Source organism: Nostoc sp., assembly GCF_036918015.1.
Classification (GTDB): domain Bacteria; phylum Cyanobacteriota; class Cyanobacteriia; order Cyanobacteriales; family Nostocaceae; genus Nostoc.
Map to the genome: position 1 here is coordinate 105,922 of NZ_JBALEO010000073.1, position 22,666 is coordinate 128,587.

Sequence of the window (22,666 nt, forward strand, 5' to 3'; positions counted from 1 at the left end):
ATGAATATCCAACAATTGGTAGTCGATCTTAGTAAACAGGGTGTAAAGTTGTGGGTTGAAGGTGAGCAGTTGCGTGCTAATGCCCCCAAGGGAGTATTGACGCTAGAAACTCGTGACTTATTAGCAAAGAATAAAGCAGAACTTATCTTGTTGCTACACGATAAAAATGCGGACACTGATACAGATTTACCCCTCATCAAAACCGAGCGTCCTCAGAACTTACCTCTGTCTTTTGCCCAAGAACGACTCTGGTTATTAAACCAGTTGGAACCAGATAATCCCTTCTACAACGAACAAGCAACTCTAAAACTTCACGGGAAGTTGAACGTTGTGGCACTAGAGCAAAGCCTCAACAAAATTATCTCTCGCCACGAAGCCTTACGTACTAACTTACGAACCTTCAACGAGCAGCCAGTCCAGATAATTGCTGACAGCTTAACCTTAAGTGTGCCAATAGTAGACCTCACAGAACTACCTGCAAGTGAAAGAGAAATCGCTTGCCAACAATTAGCCACAACTGAAGCTAATCGACCCTTTGACCTCGCTAACTCTCCTTTAATTCGAGCCTCTGTGGTTAAACTCACAGAGGTAGAACACGCTTTGGTATTAACAATACACCACATCATCTTTGATGGTTGGTCAATGGGCGTATTGATGGGCGAGTTAGCAACCATTTACTCAGCCCTCTGCAATAACTCGTCGCCAAAGCTACCTGAGCTACCAATTCAGTATGCCGACTTTGCTATTTGGCAACGGCAATGGTTACAAGCAGAAGTACTCCAAACGCAGCTTGATTACTGGAAGCAACTACTCAAAAACGCTCCTACCTTACTAGAACTACCCACAGACAGACCAAGACCAGCCATTCAAACTTTCCGGGGCGCAATTCAATATAGAGAATTTTCAAATGAACTGAGTCAAGCCCTTGCCAATTTCAGTAGGCAAGAGGGAGCTACCCTATTCATGACGCTGTTCTCTGCTTATGTTACCTTGCTTTATCGCTACACAGGCTCCGATGACATTGTAGTGGGTACGCCCCTTGCTAACCGCGATCGCTTGGAACTTGAAGGGTTAATCGGCTTTTTTGTCAATACTTTAGTATTACGTACCGATTTGTCAGGTAACCCCAGTTTTCAGCAGTTGCTAAGTCGAGTCCGGCAACTGACACTGCAAGCTTATACTCATCCAGACCTGCCCTTTGAGGAGTTGGTAAAAACCTTACAGCCACAACGAGACCTCAGCCATACACCACTGTTTCAGGTGATGTTTGTCCTCGAAAATGCGCCCATATCTGAGATAGAACTGACTGGGCTAACTCTCAGTCCATTAGCGACAGAAAAGACAACTGCCAAGTTTGATTTAACTTTATTCATTAAAAATACTCCCTCTGGGCTGATAGCTATATGGCAATACAACACAGATTTGTTTGACCCTAGCACCATAGAACGGATGGCGGGTCATTTTGTGACGTTGCTCGAAAGCATTGTTACCAACCCACAGCAGCAAATTTCCCAATTGCCCCTGCTGACACAAGTTGAACAACAGCAGTTGTTAGTATGGAATAATACTCAGGTGGATTATCCCCGCGATAAATCTATCCATCAGTTGTTTGAGGAACAGGTTAGGCGTACACCCGATGCAGTGGTGGTGGAGTTTGGCAATCAACAACTGACTTACCACCAATTAAACTGCCGCGCTAACCAATTGGCGCACTACCTCAAGTCTTTGGGTGTGAAAGCCGATGTGTTAGTTGGGTTATGTGTTGAGCGTTCCTTAGAAATGGTTGTGGGACTATTAGGGATTCTTAAAGCAGGTGGGGCATACCTGCCACTTGACCCAGAGTATCCGACTGAACGCCTGAGTTTCATGTTAGAAGATGCTCAAGTTTCAGTGTTGTTGATTCAGCAGTCACTTGTTGACCGATTACCCCAGCATCAAGCAAAACTTGTCTGCTTAGATACTGACGCTCAACTGATTTCCCAGTGCAGTCAGGACAATCTCATCTCTGGCGTACAAGCCAATAACTTAGCTTATATAATTTATACCTCTGGTTCTACAGGTCAACCTAAAGGTATAGCCATGAATCAGCTTGCCCTTGGCAATCTGATTTTATGGCATCGGGAAAACCTGAGAATTTCTCGTAGAGCAAAAACGCTGCAATTTGCTCCCATCAGCTTTGATGTCTCCTTCCAAGAAATATTCTCTACCTGGTGTTCTGGAGGCACATTGCTGTTAATTACAGAGGAATTGCGTCGTGATGCAGTGGCTTTATTAGGTTTTATTCAAGAAAAAGCTGTTGAAAGACTGTTTGTTCCCTTTGTTGCTTTGCAGCAACTAGCTGAAGTAGCTGTTGATAGTAAATTAGTTACTACTCACCTACGGGAAATCATCACTGCTGGCGAACAGTTGCAAATTACTCCCGCAATTTCTCAATGGTTGTGCAAATTGACTGATTGTACTTTGCACAACCATTATGGGCCATCGGAAAGCCATGTAGCCACCAGTTTTACCCTGACTAATTCAGTAGAGACATGGCCGCTACTGCCTCCAATTGGGCAACCAATTGCCAATACACAGATATACATCTTAGATAAATATTTACAGCCTGTACCTATCGGTGTGCCTGGAGAATTGCACATTGGTGGTGTTGGATTAACAAAAGGCTACTTCAACCGTCCCGAATTGACACAAGAAAAATTTATCTCTAATCCCTTTAACAATTCAAAATTATATAAAACTGGGGATTTAGCACGTTATTTACCAGATGGCAATATTGAATACTTAGGACGTATTGACAATCAAGTTAAAATACGTGGTTTCCGCATTGAATTGGGCGAGGTGGAAGCAGTTCTAAGCCAACATAGTGATGTGCAAGCATCTTGTGTAATCGCCCGCGAAGATACTCCTGGTGATAAGCGCCTAGTTGCTTATGTGGTAGCACATCAGAATTCTACACCCACAACCAGTAAACTCCGGCAATTCCTGAAAGCAAAGCTGCCAGAGTATATGGTGCCAAATGCTTTTGTCATCTTGGGGTCTTTGCCGATAACTCCTAGCGGCAAGCTAGACCGCCGCGCTTTACCCGCACCAGATTTATATAGCGATTGCACAGACAAATATGTAGCTCCACGGACTCCAATCGAAGAACTGTTGGCACAAATTTGGGTGCAAGTGCTGAAACTAGAGTTTGTAGGTATACATGATAACTTCTTTGAACTTGGGGGACACTCGCTACTAGCAACGCAATTGGTTTCACGTATCCGCAATATTTTTAAAGTGGAACTACCATTGCGTGAGTTGTTTGCAAGAGCAACAGTAGCCGAATTAGCACTCTTCATTGAGCAGTTACAGCAACAGAACTTACAACTGTCTGCACCACCCATTTTACCAAGAACCAAGAATACAGACTTACCACTGTCTTATGCTCAACAGCGTTTGTGGTTTTTAGACCAGTTTGAGCCGAACAGCCCCTCTTACAACATTCCTGTGGCTTTGCGTCTAGTCGGAACTCTTAATGTTGCAGCGCTACAGCAAAGCTTACAAGAAATTATTCATCGCCACGAAGCGTTACGTACCAATATCGTCACTGTTGATGGACAACCAACACAAATCATTCAAACACAAACGAATTGGACAGTTGCAGTTGTTGACTGCGAATATCTGCCACTAGGCGAACAAGAAATCGTTACACAACAATTAGCGCAACAACAAGCCATTCAACTGTTTGACTTGGACAATGAAGCATTGTTCCGGGCGACATTAGTAGTGCTGTCCCCGACAGAACACGTTTTGTTAGTGTGTATGCACCACATTGTCTCTGATGGTTGGTCAATGGGTGTGTTTATCCAAGAACTAGCAGCACTGTACAATGCTTATTCTCAAGGTCAGCCGTCACCTTTAACACCACTGCCGATTCAGTACGCAGATTTTACCATCTGGCAAAGAGACTGGTTGCAAGGCGATGTACTGCAAACTCAACTAAGTTACTGGCAACAACAACTAAAAGATGCACCAGCTTTATTGTCGCTGCCCACAGACAGACCAAGACCTGCTGTGCAGACTTTTGTGGGGGCGTATGAAAAGTTTGCACTGTCAGTTGAGTTAACTGATAGGTTGATAAAACTGAGCCAACAGCAAGGAGTGACGTTGTTCATGACGCTGTTAGCAGCCTATGATACCCTGCTTTACCGCTACACAGGACAAACAGACATTTTGGTGGGTTCGCCAATTGCTAACCGCGATCGCTTGGAGACTGAAGGGTTAATTGGCTTTTTTGTCAACAATCTAGTTATACGTACTAACTTGGCAGATAATCCGAGCTTTAGTGAATTACTCACTCGTGTTCGAGAAGTAGCTTTAGGAGCTTACGCTCATCAGGACTTGCCTTTTGAAATGCTGGTGGAAGCATTGCAGCCAGAACGGGATCTCAGCCATACACCTCTGTTCCAGGTAATGTTTGTTCTGCAAAATACGCCCATGTCTCAAGTAGATTTGACTGGGTTAACTGTTACTCCATTGATCGGTGAAGGGACAACGGCAAAGTTTGATTTAACTTTATCAATGCAGAACACTGCTACGGGGCTGGTGGGTGCGTGGGAGTACAACACTGACTTATTTGATGCCAGCACGATCGCCCGGATGACTGGTCATTTTGTGACATTGCTGGAAAGTATTATTACTAATCCGCAGCAGCAAATTTCCCAATTGTCCCTGCTGACAGAAGTTGAGCAACATCAACTGTTAGTAGAGTGGAACGATACTCAGGTTGATTATCTACAAGATTTGTGTATCCATCAGTTGTTTGAAGAACAGGTTGGGCACACCCCGGATGCTGTGGCGGTGGTGTATGAAAATCAACAACTAACTTACCAGCAATTGAATTGTCGCGCTAACCAGTTGGCACATTACTTGCAGTCCTTGGGTGTAAAACCAGATGTGCTAGTGGGGTTGTGTGTAGAGCGTTCTTTAGAAATGATAGTAGGACTACTGGGTATTCTCAAGGCTGGTGGGGCATACCTGCCACTCGATCCAGACTATCCTCAAGAACGCTTGAGCTTTATGCTTGAAGATGCTCAAGTTCCAGTTCTGCTGACACAACAGCAACATCTTGAAAACTTGCCTCAGCATCAAGCGGAGGTTGTATGTTTAGATACTGACTGGCAATTTATTTCTCAGTCAAGTCAGGAGAATGTCAGCGCTCCTGTGCAAGCAACTAATTTGGCTTATGTGATTTATACCTCTGGTTCTACAGGCAGACCCAAAGGGGTTACGATCCCACATAGCGCGATCGCCAACCACTGCGGTATTATTCAACAAGCTTACGAACTTGTAGAGAGCGATCGTGTACTCCAGTTTGCCTCAATCAACTTCGATGCCTCATTAGAACAGATATTTCCGACACTAATAGCTGGCGCTACCTTGGTACTCCGAGGTTCGGATGTATGGACTCCGACAAACTTCCAAAAAATAATTTCGGATTTTGGACTTACGGTCGTTAATCTCCCAACAGCCTACTGGCAACAATTGGCTCAAGAGTGGGCCAAAACACAAATGTTAGATACCAACAGCCAACTGAGACTTGTGATTGTTGGTGGAGATGTAATGTTGCCCGAATATGTTGCCATTTGGCAACGAAGCGCAATGTCTTGTGTTCGTCTGGTCAACGCCTATGGCCCCACAGAGACGACCATCACCGCAACCCTGTTTGAAATTCTTCCCCAGTTGAGTGAAGACATCAATCTGACAAAAATACCTATTGGTCGTCCTTTACCTAACAGGACTGTATATATTCTAGACAGCTATTTACAACCTGTTCCCATTGGTGTACCAGGAGAATTGTACATTGGTGGTGTGTGCTTGGCTAAAGGCTACCTCAACCGACTTGAACTAACTCAGGAAAGATTTATCAGTAACCCCTTTGGTTCTGGTCGCCTCTACAAAACAGGGGATTTAGTACGCTCTTTACCAGATGGTAATATCGAATACCTTGGTCGCATCGATAACCAAGTGAAGATTCGCGGTTTCCGCATCGAACTTGGAGAAATCGAAGCAGCCCTCAACACCCATCCCCAAATCCAACAAGCTGTAGCTATTGTCACAGAGGATATTCCAGGTAACACTTGTACTGAGCGGAGTCGAAGTAAACGCTTAGTTGCTTATGTAGTCAAGAGTGATGAATCACTTACTACCAACCAACTGCGTCAATTCCTCAAGCAACAGCTACCAGAATACATGGTTCCCAGTGGCTTTGTCACCTTAGACAACCTACCGTTAACACCAAACGGCAAACTAGACCGCAAAGCACTACCAACACCTGATGGGGAAATTAGCCGGGAACATGAGTATGTAGCACCACGTACAGCCATAGAACAAATATTAACTAATATCTGGCAAGAACTGCTGCTCAAAGAAAAAGTCAGCATCCACGACAACTTCTTTGAAATTGGTGGCGACTCCATCTTGAGTATTCAAATAGTTTCTCGTGCCAAAAACTCAGGAATACAAATCACTCCCAAACAAATATTCCAAAACCAAACCATTGCCGAACTTGCCAGAGTTGCCAATACAACAGTGAGTGTTGAGTCTAAACAAGGGATAGTGACTGGAGTTGCATCCCTAACACCGATTCAACAAAGGTTCTTTGCACAAAATAGACAAGAGCAACACCACTATAACCAATCAGTTTTATTGCAGATTCCTAATCATCTGCAAAGTGAATTAATTGCAATAGCCTTGAAACAATTATTAGAACATCACGATGCTTTGCGTTTAAAATTCACATCAGTTGCATCTGAACACAAGCAAATAAACCAAGGGTTAGATGATAACGTACCATTCGCCGTAGTAGATTTATCATCAACACCTAAAAGCGAACAACCACTAGCTCTAGAAAAAATCGCCGCAGGATATCAAGCAAGTTTAAACTTGTCAACAGGGCCGATAATAAAAGTGGTGATGTTTAACTTGGGTGATGAAAGTGATGCCAGGTTACTAATTATTATTCATCACCTAGCAGTAGATGGTGTAAGTTGGCGAATTTTATTATCAGACCTACAAAGAATTTATCAACAATTAGTTACTCAGAAACCGATTGCTCTAAGTGCGAAAACAACAGCATTTATTGATTGGGCGGAGAAATTAAACAATTATGCCCAGTCAGAAATTATCAAACTGGAGTTAGACTATTGGCTGAACCATCCTTGGTCGAAGATAACACCACTACCATCAGATGGTGCTGACATTCAATCAGAAAATACAGTAGGTAGTGGTGCTTGTGTGTCAGTGAAATTAACTCAAGAAGAAACTCAGACTCTCCTACTATCAGTAAACGAAGCTTACAACACACAAATTAACGATATACTCCTAAGTGCATTAGTACTTTCAATAGCAGAGTGGACGGGAAATTCAACAGTACTAATTGATTTAGAGGGACATGGCAGAGAAGAACTATTTCCAGATATAGACTTATCACGAACTGTAGGTTGGTTTACTAGTTTGTTCCCCGTATTATTGCAACTACCTTCATTAAACCAACCAGGAGAAATAATCAAATCGATCAAAGAACAATTACGAGTGATTCCTAATCGGGGAATTGGCTACGGGATATTGCGTTACTTGTGTAAAGAGCCGACTGTTAATGAACAAATCGAGATAATTCCCGCTTCCGAAATTAGTTTTAACTACCTGGGACAATTTGACCAAGTACAATCAGAAACCGGTTGGAAATTTGCGCCTGAATCTGCTGGCGCTAGCCAAAGTTTAAAGCAAACTCGCGACCATATATTTGATATTAATGCTCTGATCGTAGAAGGTAAACTAGGAATTGATTGGACTTACGATAGTTATATTCACACTCGTTCCACAGTGGAGAATTTGGCACAGAGCTATATTCAATCAATCAGGTCAATAATAGAACATTGCCAGTTAAAAGAGAATAGAGAATATACACCGAGCGATTTTCCAGATGCACAGTTAAATCAATTACAACTGGATGAGTTATTAACTCGATTCCAAACTAAAAACATTGAATCAATTTATCCCCTTTCTCCTTCACAACTGGGAATGCTCTTTGAGACTCTATCTGCTTCTGAATCAGGGATACATCTTGAACAGTGCATTTTAAACTTCCAAGAAGACCTAGACTCGTTAGCTTTTGAAAAAGCTTGGCAGCGTCTTATCGAGCGGCACTCGATCCTCAGAACAGCCTTTATTTGGGAAGCTCAAAATGAGCCACTGCAAGTTGTGCTGAAGGGAGTGAAAATTTCACTAGAACAGGAAGATTGGCGCGGACTTTCTCTGTCCCAGCAGCAAGAAAAATTAGAAACCTATCTCAGTGCAGACCGACTGCGTGGTTTGGAGATGACTAAACCACCGCTAATGCGTTTGGCGCTTTTCCAAGTAGATTCAAATGCCTATCAATTCGTCTGGACTTCTCATCACATTCTTACAGATGGCTGGTGCGTGCCTCTGATCTTCAAGGAGGTTTTCGCATTCTACGAGGCATTCAGCAAAGGTCAAGATTTATTACTGGAACCCAGTCATCCCTACAGAAATTATATTACCTGGCTAAAACAGCAGGATTTGTCACAGGCAGAGGCATTCTGGCGGAACAAACTTCAAGGTTTCAAAAGTCCAACCCCATTAGGAATAGAAGCTGAACCTGTTAATTTTTCTGCCCAAGAAGAGCGCTATGGCGAACAAACAGCCTGCTTAACACCTGCGGCCACAGCAGCTTTACAGTCTTTGGTGCGGCAACATCACTTGACCTTAAATATTCTAGTTCAAGGAGTTTGGGGCTTGCTCTTGAGTCGCTATAGCGGTCTGGAAGATGTGGTATTCGGCGCGACTGTCTCTGGTCGTCCCTCGGAATTGGTAGGGGCCGAATCTATGTTAGGTCTATTCATTAATACTTTACCGATGCGGCTTTTGGTTTCTCCCCAAGCATCACTTTGGTCTTGGCTTAGAGATATCCAAAATCAAAGCTTCACGCAAGGCGATTATGAATATTGCTCTGAAGGACAAATTCACGAATGGAGTGAAGTACCCGGATCGTTACCCCTTTACGAGAGTCTTCTGGTTTTCCAAAACCATCCAGTCGGTTCATCAGTAAAACAGTCGGTGAACGATGACAAGAATCAACCTCAGACTCGTTCTATAGGCGCACAAACGAAATATACCCTCACCATTCTAGTTAGTCCAAGTTCAGAGCTAGAGTTTCGCGTCATCTACAACCGATACCGTTATGACAATCCGGCTATAACCCAGATTTTGGAACATTTTCAGACTTTATTGAACAGTATTGTTGACCTTCCAGAGCAGCACCTGGGAACACTGATAGAAAGGATTTTGGCAGAGCAAATTCCGCCAGTTAGACCGCCTCAAAAACTTGTTCAAAAGAAACAGCGAAAAGGCTTTGATGCACCCCAAAATCTCAGGGAATTTCAACTGGTACAAATTTGGGAAGACATTCTAGACATTCATCCTCTCAGCATACAAGATAACTTCTTTGAACTTGGGGGTCATTCCCTTCTAGCTGTCCGTCTCATGTCCCAGATTCAAAAACATTTCCAGATAAATTTACCTTTAGGTATTTTGTTCCAATATCCCACCATCGAACAACTAGCATATTTTCTGGATTCTTCAACAGATTCTTTACCTTGGTCTGCCCTAGTTCCTATCAAAAAGAATGGCGATCAACCACCTCTCTTCTGTGTTCACCCTGGAGGAGGAAATGTTCTTTGCTATCACCATCTTGCTTATTATCTGAGTTCAGAACGACCATTCTATGGACTAGAATGTGTTGGTTTAAATCCCAAAAATCAACCTCATACTAGCATTGAACAAATGGCAACTCACTATATCCAAGAGTTGCAAACTGTTCAACCTCATGGCCCTTATTTCCTCTCTGGCTGGTCTTTTGGTGGCTTGGTAGCTTTTGAGATGGCTCAACAACTTTCTCATCAAGGTGAACAGATAACTCTGTTAGCTCTCATAGATACTACTCCTCCTTATCTAAGTTATAAAGAACCAGTAGACTATGCTTTTCTATTAGTAGAGTTATTCAAAGATCGTTTAGACCTTTGTTTAGAGGAACTGCGACAATTAGAACCACAGGAGCAGATAATTTATGTCGAGCAACAAGCTAAACAGAAAAATGTAGTTATAGAAGGTTTTGACTTCGAGCAAGCTCCCCATCTTCTGAAAATTTTCCAGATCAACGCTGAAGCCTTACAAAATTACAAAGGTGAATATTACTCAGGCTCAATTGTTCTATTTAAAGCCAGTGAGACTGATGCCGATCTTGAATATCACTGGAATGAACTAGTGGAACATATAGAAACTGTTGTAGTTCCCGGTAATCATCTAAACATGGTGTTACCACCTCATGTCCAAACCCTAGTTCAAGAACTAGAAAAGTTTATTGAACAAGCAAGAGATCAATCAATAGACATCTAATAAAAACTAAGTAAAGACGCTAATTTTGCGTCTTTGCTTTGTCAGTAAACACCCAGAATTGGGAGTAACACTCCTATCAATAGGTACGATATTGAAATGTAAGGAACTGTATTATGACTACTACTTCTAAGCAGATTAAATCCAAGGTTTGGGACAACAAGCAAGAATATTCCTTAACTAAAGACTCTTTAAGAATGCTCTTGGAAAACCGAATTCCTTTAATTCGACTAAAAGAATTTGCTACACCCCAAGAGTGTGAAACGTTAGTCGATCAAGCTGAATTGTTCAACTTTGACTGCTATCAAGATGTGAATCCCAAGATTGAGCGAATTGGGATCACAGTATTTGAATATAATCGCATTAGTAAAGCAGCTTATTTTCAAGCAGTAGAACGCACAACTAAATTAAGAGACTGCATTATGACAGCCTCTTTTAATCCATTAGAACGCTTAATGGTGAAAATCCGAGAGTGTACAGGCGCGACTGTGCGAATTGCTTCTGAACCATTCTATGGTAGTTACTATACAGGACTGATTAGAAAAATAGAACAGGGTACTCAACTTCATATTGATTATGCTCCGTTAGAACAATCTGAATGGGAAGTTGGTACAGTTATTTTTCAGCTTTCCTGGAATTTGTACTTAAAGTTTTCTGCTAATAATTATGGCAAAACACGTATTTACGATCGCCAGTGGCAACCAGGAGATGACCAATATAAACTCGATTCCTACGGCTATGGTGATACAGTAATTGCAAATGCAGATACGATCGCCTTCCAACCTTATGTCGGAGATGTGTTCATTTTCAATACACGCAATTTTCATATCGTTGAACCGATGGATGGACAACGTGTGACTTTCACTTCTGCGATCGGATTACTTCCTAACGGTGAAATTATTTTGTGGTCTTGAAGCTGATAAGTAGGAAGCCGGAAGCAATTTGGTAAATATAGTGAGGAAGTAATTCATGCCTTTAGCAGCTGTGATGACTGCACCTAATCAACCAGTTGTAGTGCAACAATTACCAGACCCGATTCTGGAAAAGGGTGGAATCATTCTTGAAACCTTATATTCTGAGGTTTGTGGAACTGATGTACATTTACTGCATGGACGTTTAGAGGGAGTACCGTATCCAATTATTCCCGGCCACTTCTCAGTTGGTCGTGTGCTGGAAACAGGTGGACTCTTTTGTGATGTCAATGGTAAATTAATTGAGCCTGGAGCGATCGCTACCTTTCTCGATGTCCACGAAACCTGTTACAACTGCTGGTATTGTCTAGTAGCCAAAGCATCCACTCGCTGTCCCCAACGCAAAGTTTATGGTGTCACCTACTCAGCCAAAGATGGGTTACTCGGTGGTTGGTCTCAACTAATTTACCTCAAACCAGGGGTGAAAGTTCTCACTTTACCTGAAGAAGTCTCACCAAAGCAATTCATTGCTGGGGGATGTGCTTTACCAACTGCACTACACGCTATCGATCGAGCGCAGATTCAAATTGGCGATGTTGTCGTGGTACAGGGTTCTGGGCCTGTAGGTTTGAGTGTGGCAATTCTAGCTTTACTCTCAGGTGCGGGTAAAGTAATTGTCATCGATAAATTTGAGAGTCGATTATTAGTTGCCAAATCTTTCGGTGTAGATGAAACCCTGATAATTCAGGCTGACAATCCACAACAACATATTGAGCGGGTTTTGGAATTGACAAATGGACACGGTGCTGATGTCACTATTGAAGCTACAGGCATTCCCATTGCTGTCAAAGAGGGCTTGAATATGACGAGAAATGGAGGTCGCTATGTTATTGTCGGACATTACACAAACACGGGTGAAATTCTCATCAATCCCCACTTAGAAATTAATCTAAAACATATTGATATTCGCGGAACTTGGGGAATTGATTTCAGCCATTTTTATAGAATGATTGAATTACTAAAACGTCATAGTGATTCCACTAAAAATATTGCTTGGGAAAATCTAATTAGTCGTTCATACACACTACAAGAAATTAATCAAGCCCTAGCAGATGTAGAGCAAGGCTCTGTATTAAAAGCTGTGATTCAACCTAATTTATCTTGATGCCAACCACATATCAAATGACTTGGATAATAGGGAGAAAATATGCTCACAGATTTAAAAATTGCCTTGATCGGCGGTGGCACAATGGGCGAAATGATAATTAGTCGATTGTTATCGACGAAAATTGTTGAAAAACCTGAGCTAATTATTGTCAGCAATCGGGTTTCTGCGCGATGCCTTTATTTAGAAAAAGAATATGGAGTACGTACTACAACCTGCAATATAGAAGCGGTACAAGGCGCATCCATTGTGATATTGGCAGTGAAACCGCAGGTTTTGGTAGAGGTGATGGCTATACTAAAGGATAAAATTTTACCTGATGCTTTAGTAATTAGTATTGTGAGTGGAGCAAGTGTTTCATCTCTGTGCCAAGGGTTGAATCATGCTGCTGTTGTTCGTACAATGCCGAATATTGCAGTACAAGTTGGTCATGGGACTACGGTGTGGAGCGCATCATCAAGTGTGACAGAAATACAGCGATCGCATACTCAAGTCATTTTACAAGCATTAGGCAAGGAATTTGCTACCCAAAATGAACATTACCTTGATATGGCAACGGCATTGAGTAGCGCGGGGACTGGATTTGTGTTTCTGTACATTGAAGCGATGATTGATGCTGGGGTTCAGATGGGTTTAACTCGGACACAAGCCCAAGAACTAACATTGCATACGATTGCTGGTAGTGTAGAACTTATGTTTCAGACTGACGAACATCCAGCAGTCTTACGAAACAAGGTGACAAGTCCTGGAGGAGTGACTGCTGCTGGTCTTTACGAGTTAGAAAAAGGTGGTATGCGAACTGTCATCTCTAATGCAGTGCTTGCTGCTTTGAGCCGCACTCAAGAATTAGGTAATATGAGTTGAAAAATTCGTGCTGATTATTTAACACCAAAAAGTATTAAATCTAATTATAAAATATTTCAGTTTATCTCTAAAATATGCCAACCCAAGCTGTTCAAGTTCAACCCTCAACAAATGTATTTTCAGATTTTATTCAATTCTGGAAAGATATAAGAGCGATCGCCGGCCCTTACTGGTATCCAACAAAACCAGGCGATAGAGCTTTTTCAGAGGTTCTTCGCGCCTGGGGAATGCTTATTCTCCTAATATTGTTAATATTCGCCCTTGTCGCTGCAACTACTTACAACAGTTTCATTCATCGCTATTTAATCGATGTCATCATTCAACAAAAAGATTATTCTAAATTTACCTATACTTTATCACTTTATGCTGTTGGACTGGTCTTGATAACGCTTTTAATAGGATTTACTAAATTTATTAGAAAACAAATTTCTCTTGATTGGTATCAATGGCTCGATAATCATATTTTAAATAAATATTTGAACAATCGTGCTTATTATAAAATCAATTTTCAAGCTGATATTGATAACCCAGATCAACGTTTAGCTCAAGAAATTGAACCGATAACCAGTAGTGCGCTCAGTTTTTCAGCTACTTTACTAGAAAAAGTACTGGAAATGATAACTTTTTTAATAGTTGTCTGGTCAATTTCCCAACAGATAGCTGTTGCTCTGCTTCTCTATACAATTATAGGCAACTTTATTGCTGTTTACTTAAATAAAGAATTAATTAAGATTAATCAAGCAGAACTTGAATCTAAAGCTGATTATAGTTATTGTCTAACTCATGTCCGCAATCATGCTGAGTCAATAGCTTTTTTTCAAGGAGAAAAACAAGAACTGAATATAATTCAACGCAGATTTAGTATCCTCATAAAAAATATTAAAGAAAAGATTAATTGGGAAAGAAATCAGGCAATTTTTAACAGAGGATATCGGGCTACTATCGAATTTCTCACACTCTTAGTACTTGCACCTTTATTTATTAGAGGTGATATTGATTTCGGAGAAATTGGACAAGCTACTACAGCCTGCTATTTCTTTGCTGGTGCTTTGGAAGAATTAATAGCTGAATTTGGCACTTCTGGGCGATTTTCTAGTTATGTTGAGCGGTTATCTGAGTTTTCGGATGCTTTAGAAGCAGTGGCAAAAGAACCTGAAAACGTCGGTACTATTAAAACAATAGAAGAGAATTATTTTGCTTTTGAGAATGTCACTTTACAAACGCCAAACTATGAACAGGTAATTGTCGAAAACTTGTCACTAGCTGTTCAAGCAGGAGAAGGTTTATTGATTGTCGGCCCAAGTGGTCGAGGTAAAAGTTCGATGTTGAGAGCGATCGCTGGTTTGTGGAATGCAGGAACAGGTCGTTTGGTGCGTCCTCCCCTAAAAGATGTCTTATTTTTACCCCAACGTCCTTATATAATTCTAGGAACTTTGCGCGAACAGTTGCTTTATCCTAAAACTAATCGTCAATTGACCGACGCAGAACTCAAAGAAGTTTTGCAACAAGTTAACCTGCAAAACTTGCTAAGTCGAGTTGAAGGTTTTGATACTGAAGTTCCTTGGGAGAATATATTGTCCTTGGGAGAACAACAACGCCTGGCTTTCGCACGCCTGTTGGTGACTAATCCCAGGTTCACTATATTAGATGAAGCAACAAGTGCCTTAGATTTGAAGAATGAAGGAAATTTATATCAACAGTTACAAGAGACGAAAACGACGTTTATTAGTGTTGGACATAGAGAAAGTTTATTTAATTATCATCAATGGGTTCTGGAACTTTCACAAGATTCTAGTTGGCAACTTTTAACTGTGCAGGATTATCGAAATCAAAAAACCATAAATATTCAAAGCACACCTAAGAATGAATCGCAAAGTCAATCACAAATATTGACGGAAACAATCAGAAGTGAAGGGCTTTCTCATAAGGAAATAAGTGAATTGACTAACTATTCCATTAGCACTATCAGAAGTAAGGCAAGCAGAGGAGATTCTATCATTGCTAGAGACGGCTTGACGTACCGCTATGATAAAGACGCCAAAATGTTGAAATGGGTTAAAGTCTAGCAGATACTTATACTTTTTATAGGAATCCGGTTTGATTTCTGAAAAAAATTAAGTATTTGTAGGGTGCGTTATGACTTTAGTCTAACGCACCAAACCCTTGAAAATGGTGCGTTACGCTTCGCGATAACACACCCTACGTGTTGTTCAAAAATCAAATAGTAATCCTATAGAACTGTAAGTTACTTTAATAAGGTTTGAAAAGATTATGCCCAATAGCATTGCCAAAACAATTTACCCACTCTCTTATGGTCAAGAAGCGATTTGGTTTATCTACCAAATCGATCCAGATAGCATTGCTTATAATATATTTATTACTGTAAAAATTAATTCTTATTTAAATATTGCTATCGTCAATCGTGTATGGAATAAAATTATTGAACATCATCCTATTCTGAGAACCACATATACTAGTCATGAAGGCAAACCAGTTCAGCAAATTAATCAAAAACAAAAATTTAATCTTGAGATAACAGATGCCAGTAATTGGAATCAAGACCATTTAAAAGAGAAAATATTTGCGATAACTGACCGCCCTTTTAACTTAGAAAAAGATTCAGTTTTAAGAGTTAATTTATTTACTATTTCAGCAAAAGAACACATTCTCTTGCTAACAATGCACCATATTGCAGGTGATATGTGGTCTTTTGATTTACTGCTGAGTGAATTTCAAGCTTTGTATGCTAATGAAATTGAGCAAGATAGTCAAGAGCAGACAGAAGCAGCAGCAGATTATTTAACCCTGAATAAATCTTATCTAGAGTTTGTTCGCTGGCAGTCAGAAATGCTATCGGGTTCCAGAGGAGAAAAACTTTGGCAATACTGGCAACAAAAATTAGCAGGCGAATTGCCAATTTTGAATTTGCTCGCAGACAAACCCCGCCCAATTGTACAGACTTATCAAGGAAAATCATACATTTCACCGCTAGATGAACAGTTAATTCAAAAACTTAAACATCTAGCTCTAGCTTCTGGAACAAGCCTTTATCAGATTCTGCTAGCAGCATTTTACGTCCAACTTTACCGCTACACAAATCAAACAGATATCCTTATAGGAAGCCCGATGAGAGGTCGGTGGGGTGGAGATTTTCAAGATATTGTTGGTTACTTTGTTAATTTAATCGTTTTACGAACTGCTATACAGGAAAATGCCACGTTCAAAGAATTTCTCACTCAAGTCAGCAACACAGTTAAAGATGCCCAAAAGCATCAAGATTATCCTTTTTCTCAGTTAGCAGAACAACTCCAGCCACAACGAGATCCCAGTCGTTCTCCTTTGTGTCAAGTTAGTTTTACTTGGCAACGACAACGTTGGTGCGAATCAACAGAGAATTTATTGCACAGTCGAGAACAAGTGCTTGAGATGGAGCCATACTTACTCGGCCATCAGCGCGGTGCAGACTCAGATATGAATTTAATGGTGATGGAAGCTCAGGGAGTTTTGCAACTTTGCTGGCAATACAATACTGACTTGTTTGAGGCTTGTACAATCACGCGTATGGCAGGGCATTTTGTGACCTTGCTGGAAGGTATTGTTGCTAACCCAGAAGAGCGGATTTGGCAATTACCTCTACTGACAGCTGTTGAGCAACAGCAGTTATTAGTTGAGTGGAACAACACTCAGACGGATTATCTTCAAGATAAATGTATTCATCAGTTATTTGAAGAGCAGGTAGAGCGTACTCCAGATTCAGTAGCAGTGGTGTTTGAAAACCAACAACTCACTTACCATCAATTGAATTGTCGAGCTAACCAGTTAGCATATTACTTGCGCTCGTTGGGTGTGGGAGCAGATGTGCTGGTAGGCATTTGTGTCGAACGCTCACTAGAAATGGTGGTAGGACTACTTGGTATTCTCAAAGCAGGCGGGGCTTATGTGCCACTTGACCCAGACTATCCTCAAGACCGTTTGACCTTCATGCTTGAAGATGCTCAAGCTCCAGTGCTGCTGACACAACAACAACTCCTAAAAAAGTTGCCTCAGCATCAAGCGCAAGTTGTATGTTTAGATACTGACTGGCAATCTGTTTCTCAGTTGAGTCAAGAAAATCCAATTACTGGTGTGCAAGATAGTAACTTGGCTTATGTAATTTACACTTCTGGTTCTACTGGAAAACCCAAAGGAGCAATGAACACCCACTTGGGGATTTACAATCGCCTGCTGTGGATGCAACAAGCTTATCAATTAACAGCAGCAGATTGCATTTTACAGAAAACTCCTTTTAGTTTCGACGTATCAGTTTGGGAGTTCTTCTGGCCATTATTGAATGGAGCGCGTTTAGTTTTGGCTAAACCAGGTGGGCATAAGGATAGTGCTTACTTGGTCAACCTGATTTTAGAACAGCAGGTTACTACACTGCATTTTGTTCCTTCTATGCTCCAGGTTTTCTTAGAAGAACAAAGTTTAAAAAATCGCAGTAGCTTAAAACGAGTTATCTGTAGTGGCGAAACTCTGCCTTTAGAACTCCAAGAACGCTTTTTCGCTCGTCTAGAGTGTGAATTGCACAATCTTTACGGCCCAACAGAAGCCGCTATTGATGTCACCTACTGGCAATGCAAACCCGATACCAATCTGAGGACAGTACCCATTGGGCGACCTATAGCAAACACACAAATTTACATTTTAGATTCTCACTTACAATCGGTTGCTGTAGGTGTAGCCGGAGAATTGCATATTGGTGGTTTGGGGTTGGCACGAGGCTACCTCAAACGCCCAGAGTTAACAAAAGAAAAATTCATTCACAACCCGTTCGAGAAGGCAGGAGAGGGTAAATTATACAAAACTGGGGACTTAGCGCGTTATCTGCCGGATGGCAACATTGAATATCTGGGACGCATCGACAATCAGGTAAAAATTCGAGGCTTCCGCATTGAGTTGGGAGAAATTGAAGCAGTATTAAACCAACACAGCGACGTGCAAGTATCTTGTGTCATTCCCCGCGAAGACAATCCAGGTGATAAACGCCTAGTTGTTTACGTAGTGCCACATGAACACTGTACACCTATAATCAGTGAACTACGACAATACCTGAAAGCAAAAGTCCCAGACTACATGGTGCCAAATGCCTTTGTCATCTTAAAGTATTTGCCCCTAACTCCCAACGGCAAAATAGACCCCCGTGCTTTACCTGCACCTTCCCAAAGCAGGGACTTAGAAAGATTTGTTGCGCCTCGTAATCAATTAGAACTGCAACTAGTGCAAATTTGGTCACAGATTTTAAAAGTTGACGAGGTGGGAGTAAAAGATAACTTTTTTGACATTGGTGGGCATTCTCTTTTAGTTCCGTACTTACTAGCTCAAATTCAGCAGCAGTTTGGTAAAAGTCTCCCCTTAGTTACTCTCTTCCAACATCCAACAATTGAAGAATTGGCAGAACTGGTGCAAAAAGAAGTTCATGTCTCTATCTGGTCTCCTTTAGTAGCACTTCAGCCAAACGGCTCAAACCCACCTTTGTTTTGTATTCCGGGTGCTGGTGGCAATCCATTTTACCTACATAACTTAGCCCGTTGCCTGGGTTCAGACCAACCGTTCTACAGTTTCCAAACAAATCATCAAAATAGAGAATTAGTACCTATTACGGAAGTGGAGGATATAGCTGGTCAATACATCCAAGCGTTGCAGGCTGTGCAGCCGCAAGGCCCGTACTTTTTGGCGGGCCATTCTTTTGGCGGGAAAGTCGTGTATGAAATGGCACAGCAATTGCTGCGTCAGGGACAGGTTATTGCTCTAGTTGCCATTCTAGATACTACAGCACCGAATACTCAACAACAGCAAAATGAATGGGACGATGAATGGGACGACAATGCTATGTGGCTGATTGGTATTGCCAAAACCATGCAAATTGTATACGCAAAGGACTTGGATATGGATACTGATATACTTCCATCATTAGACCTAGAAGCGCAATTTAAACACGTTCTGGAGTACTTAAAAAGGCTTGACATTCTGCCTCTCGATGCTGATACCACGTACTTGAAGCAGTTTTTGCAAGCTTTAAAAGCTGATAACAAGGCTAAGTATGTACCACAACAAGTCGATCCGGTTTCAATTACTCTCTTGCGAACCAGCCAGACTAATCTAGAAGAGCCTATTAATCAGCCTGAGATTTTACAGGATTTGGACTTGGGCTGGAACAAGTTTTCTGCTGAACCAGTTAATGTCTATTTTGTCCCAGGCAACCATGTGACAATAATAACTCAACCCTATGTTCAGGTTTTAGCCGAACGCTTGAAAGCTTGCATTGAGCAGGCAAAAGCCAACATATAAATGCAAAGATAATTCGGAGTACTGGGTAAAAAATTCCACTCAGTTAGTGCCGAAACCCTCTTATCGGGAAAGGCAGAAGGCATCATAATTATCAGTGAGAGCGATTTTTTCGAGGGAGATGGGTAACAATTAACCAGGGGCTTTAAACATCAATCATCCCAAAGACCTTGAAACTTGGTAGATGCAAATTTGGTGTAACGAACAGTATGCTGAATATTTTATGTCCGAAGTAATTCTGAATTGTTCGGGTATTACTCGATGGACATTGGGCGATCTTGATAACTATTAAATAAATTTTTCTTAAGTTTCTTAAGTTTCTTAAGTTTCTTAAAATAATTACTTCTTAACTGTCTTAACTGACCTTGAAAATATATTTAATTAGTGATATATCTGTAGTTGCAAAAACAATTTCCTTTAAAGAAAACTCTATGCCTACAAACACAGTCAAAACAGTGGATGCCGTAGCGGTGCCATTCTTTGCGCGTTTCTTGGAAGAGCAAGCTACTGAAGGAACAGAGGTTCCTTGGACTTACAAGTTTCCTTCAGATTTGGAAGACAAATAATTTAGTCTTCCAATTCTTAAAGTACCTTTTTGATTGGGCAGATACCTTGTAATTGGCTTCATCATAATTTCAGGGAGTAGTAATTATCAAATAGCTAAAAACTACTCTTAACAACGCGATCGCTTTCATATTACCTTATCCATAACATGGAGGTGATTGCTTTTTCTAGATATCTAAATTCTTTAAAGATTTTGGGTTGTAAAAAGCAATTTTTTTGCTATTCCTTAATAGCTACCTCCTAAAATTATCAAAGAAAATATATTTTATGCACCTGTCTCGCGATGTTGTTTTATTAATCACCCACAGTGGTGATTTCTTCACAATAGATAGAGTGGCAGAATCCCTATCAAAAAAAGGCGTGCAACCATTTCGTCTAGATACTGATAAATTTCCTCTAGAAGTGCAATTAACAGCACATTTTGATAAGTCTAAAAGCTACCACACTATAGAATGTAACAACCACTCTATCAGCACAGAGCAGGTGCAAGCTGTATGGATGCGCCGTATTTGGGAACCAAAACTGAGTCAAGAATTAGCACCAAAGTTTCGAGAAGCTTGCATTAGAGAATCACTTGCAACTTTAGATGGTTTTTGGGACAGTCTCAAGGGAGCTACGTGGGTAGATAATTTAGAGCGGATAGATTATGCAAGTAACAAGCTGCGTCAACTGCGGATTGCGTCTGAAGTAGGTTTTGTTATTCCCCAGACTCTTGTTACCAACAAAGCCCAAGCAGCACGAGAGTTTTTCGGGCAAGTCAAGGGCAAAATGGTGAGCAAGCTTTTAACTGCTCTTTCCCGCAGTATGGAGGCTAACTCCTCGTTTTTTCTGTACACCAGCACCGTCAAGGAAGAAGACTTAGAAGATGCCGAGTCACTGCGCTATTGCCCAATGGTTTTTCAAGAGCAAATTCCAAAGCAACAGGAATTACGGGTGGTGTATGTGAATGGTAATGTATTTGTGGGGGCGCTAAATGCAGATGTGTATGCAGCAGCCAAAGTTGATTGGCGTAAACCTGGTGTTGAGGTTGGCGCATGGCAACATCACCAGCTTCCTGATGAAGTAGTTAGCCGTCTCAAAGCCTTTATGGGGAAATTTGGGCTGTTGTTTGGAGCGTTAGATTTCATCGTCACACCATCAGGCGAATACGTCTTTTTGGAAATCAACCCTGTGGGGGAGTGGGGAATGCTGGAAAAGGATCTAGACTTACCCATTGCAAGTGCGATCGCAGATGCTCTTGTACCAATTCGTAATACTTCGGCTACGCTCAATACAAGTTCGTAATTAAGAAAGTCAATTACTGTAGGGTGTCTTAAGCGCAACTCAATTATGACTGTATTAATAGTCACGTTTAGCAAAGACAACGAAAGCATTCCTCTAGTCATCAACGAAATTGAGGCTAGAGGAGAAAAAGCATTTCGGTTTGATACAGACAGATATCCCACTGAAGTTAAGCTAGATATTTACTCTGGCGATACTGAACGGGTAATTATTACTGATAGCGAACAGAAGCTCGATTTGAGCGAGGTATCCTCAGTTTGGTATCGGCGGATGCGGTACGGACAAAAAATCCCCGACTCAATGGACAAGCAATACAGAGATGCGTCAATTAACGAATGTCGCGCCACAGTCAGGGGAATGATTGCCAGCCTTCAGGGATTCCACTTTGATAAAATGTCCAATGTGGATCGGGCTAATAATAAGCAACTGCAATTACAAGTTGCACGAGAAGTTGGTCTTATAACTCCACGCACTCTGACTTCAAACAATCCAGAAGCAGTCAAACAATTTGCTCAAGATTGTCAGCAAGGTATAGTTACCAAGATGCTTTCTTCCTTTGCTATTTATGACGATCGGGGGCGAGAAAACGTTGTGTTTACCACTCCAGTTACAAATGATGATTTGGAGAATATGGAAGGACTGCGTTTTTGTCCGATGACGTTTCAAGAAAACGTACCGAAGGCGCTAGAGTTGCGGATAACTATTGTCGGACACCGCGTATTTACTGCCGCAGTAGATTCCCAAAGCTTGTCAGGATCTACTTACGACTGGCGCAAAGAGGGGAGAGCCTTAGTTAAAAATTGGCAACCCTACGACTTGCCAGAAGATATTGAGAAAAAACTGCTCAAACTGATGGCTTATTTTGGCTTAAACTATGGAGCAATTGATATTATTGTCACCCCCGATGGTCGCCATGTATTCCTCGAAGTTAACCCAGTCGGGGAATTTTTTTGGATGGAGATATATCCACCACACTACCCCATTTCGCAGGCGATCGCAGAAGTATTACTGACTAATAAAAGTTAGGAAATTGAGCCTTGTCTATCTTTAGAGTCTTCTATTTTGAAAGGTTTTAGTAAGATTTCACTATTAAGTTTATTAA

9 protein-coding genes are annotated in these 22,666 nt (G+C 41.3%); all 9 read left to right on the forward strand.

The genetic code is table 11. The features are described 5' to 3' along the window. Positions 1 to 10,455, forward strand: coding sequence for an amino acid adenylation domain-containing protein (locus V7K61_RS19550; RefSeq protein ID WP_335055736.1), 10,455 nt, complete (start codon positions 1 to 3; stop codon positions 10,453 to 10,455). Between the two features lie 113 nt (positions 10,456 to 10,568). Beyond that, positions 10,569 to 11,366 (forward strand): 2OG-Fe(II)-dependent halogenase WelO5 family protein, encoded by a 798-nt coding sequence (locus V7K61_RS19555; protein WP_335055738.1) that lies wholly within the window; start codon positions 10,569 to 10,571, stop codon positions 11,364 to 11,366. Positions 11,367 to 11,421: 55 nt separating this feature from the next. Beyond that, positions 11,422 to 12,528: a zinc-binding dehydrogenase gene (locus tag V7K61_RS19560; protein ID WP_335055740.1), complete on the forward strand. Its 1,107-nt coding sequence runs from the start codon at positions 11,422 to 11,424 to the stop codon at positions 12,526 to 12,528. 42 nt (positions 12,529 to 12,570) lie between these two features. Further along, positions 12,571 to 13,392, forward strand: coding sequence for a pyrroline-5-carboxylate reductase (proC, locus tag V7K61_RS19565; RefSeq protein ID WP_335055742.1), 822 nt, complete (start codon positions 12,571 to 12,573; stop codon positions 13,390 to 13,392). A 74-nt stretch (positions 13,393 to 13,466) separates the two neighbouring features. Further along, positions 13,467 to 15,458, forward strand: a complete 1,992-nt coding sequence (locus V7K61_RS19570) for an ABC transporter ATP-binding protein/permease (protein ID WP_335055744.1) — start codon at positions 13,467 to 13,469, stop codon at positions 15,456 to 15,458. Between the two features lie 205 nt (positions 15,459 to 15,663). After that, a complete protein-coding gene (locus V7K61_RS19575; RefSeq protein WP_335055746.1) occupies positions 15,664 to 19,722 on the forward strand; it encodes a non-ribosomal peptide synthetase in 4,059 nt (1,352 codons plus the stop codon). Positions 19,723 to 20,150: 428 nt separating this feature from the next. After that, positions 20,151 to 20,285: a microviridin/marinostatin family tricyclic proteinase inhibitor gene (locus V7K61_RS19580; protein ID WP_335055749.1), complete on the forward strand. Its 135-nt coding sequence runs from the start codon at positions 20,151 to 20,153 to the stop codon at positions 20,283 to 20,285. 265 nt (positions 20,286 to 20,550) lie between these two features. Then, positions 20,551 to 21,567, forward strand: coding sequence for an MvdC family ATP-grasp ribosomal peptide maturase (locus tag V7K61_RS19585; protein ID WP_335055752.1), 1,017 nt, complete (start codon positions 20,551 to 20,553; stop codon positions 21,565 to 21,567). Between the two features lie 45 nt (positions 21,568 to 21,612). After that, on the forward strand, positions 21,613 to 22,590 hold the full coding sequence (locus V7K61_RS19590; protein WP_335055754.1) for an MvdD family ATP-grasp ribosomal peptide maturase: 978 nt from the start codon (positions 21,613 to 21,615) through the stop codon (positions 22,588 to 22,590). The last annotated feature ends 76 nt before the right edge of the window (positions 22,591 to 22,666 follow it).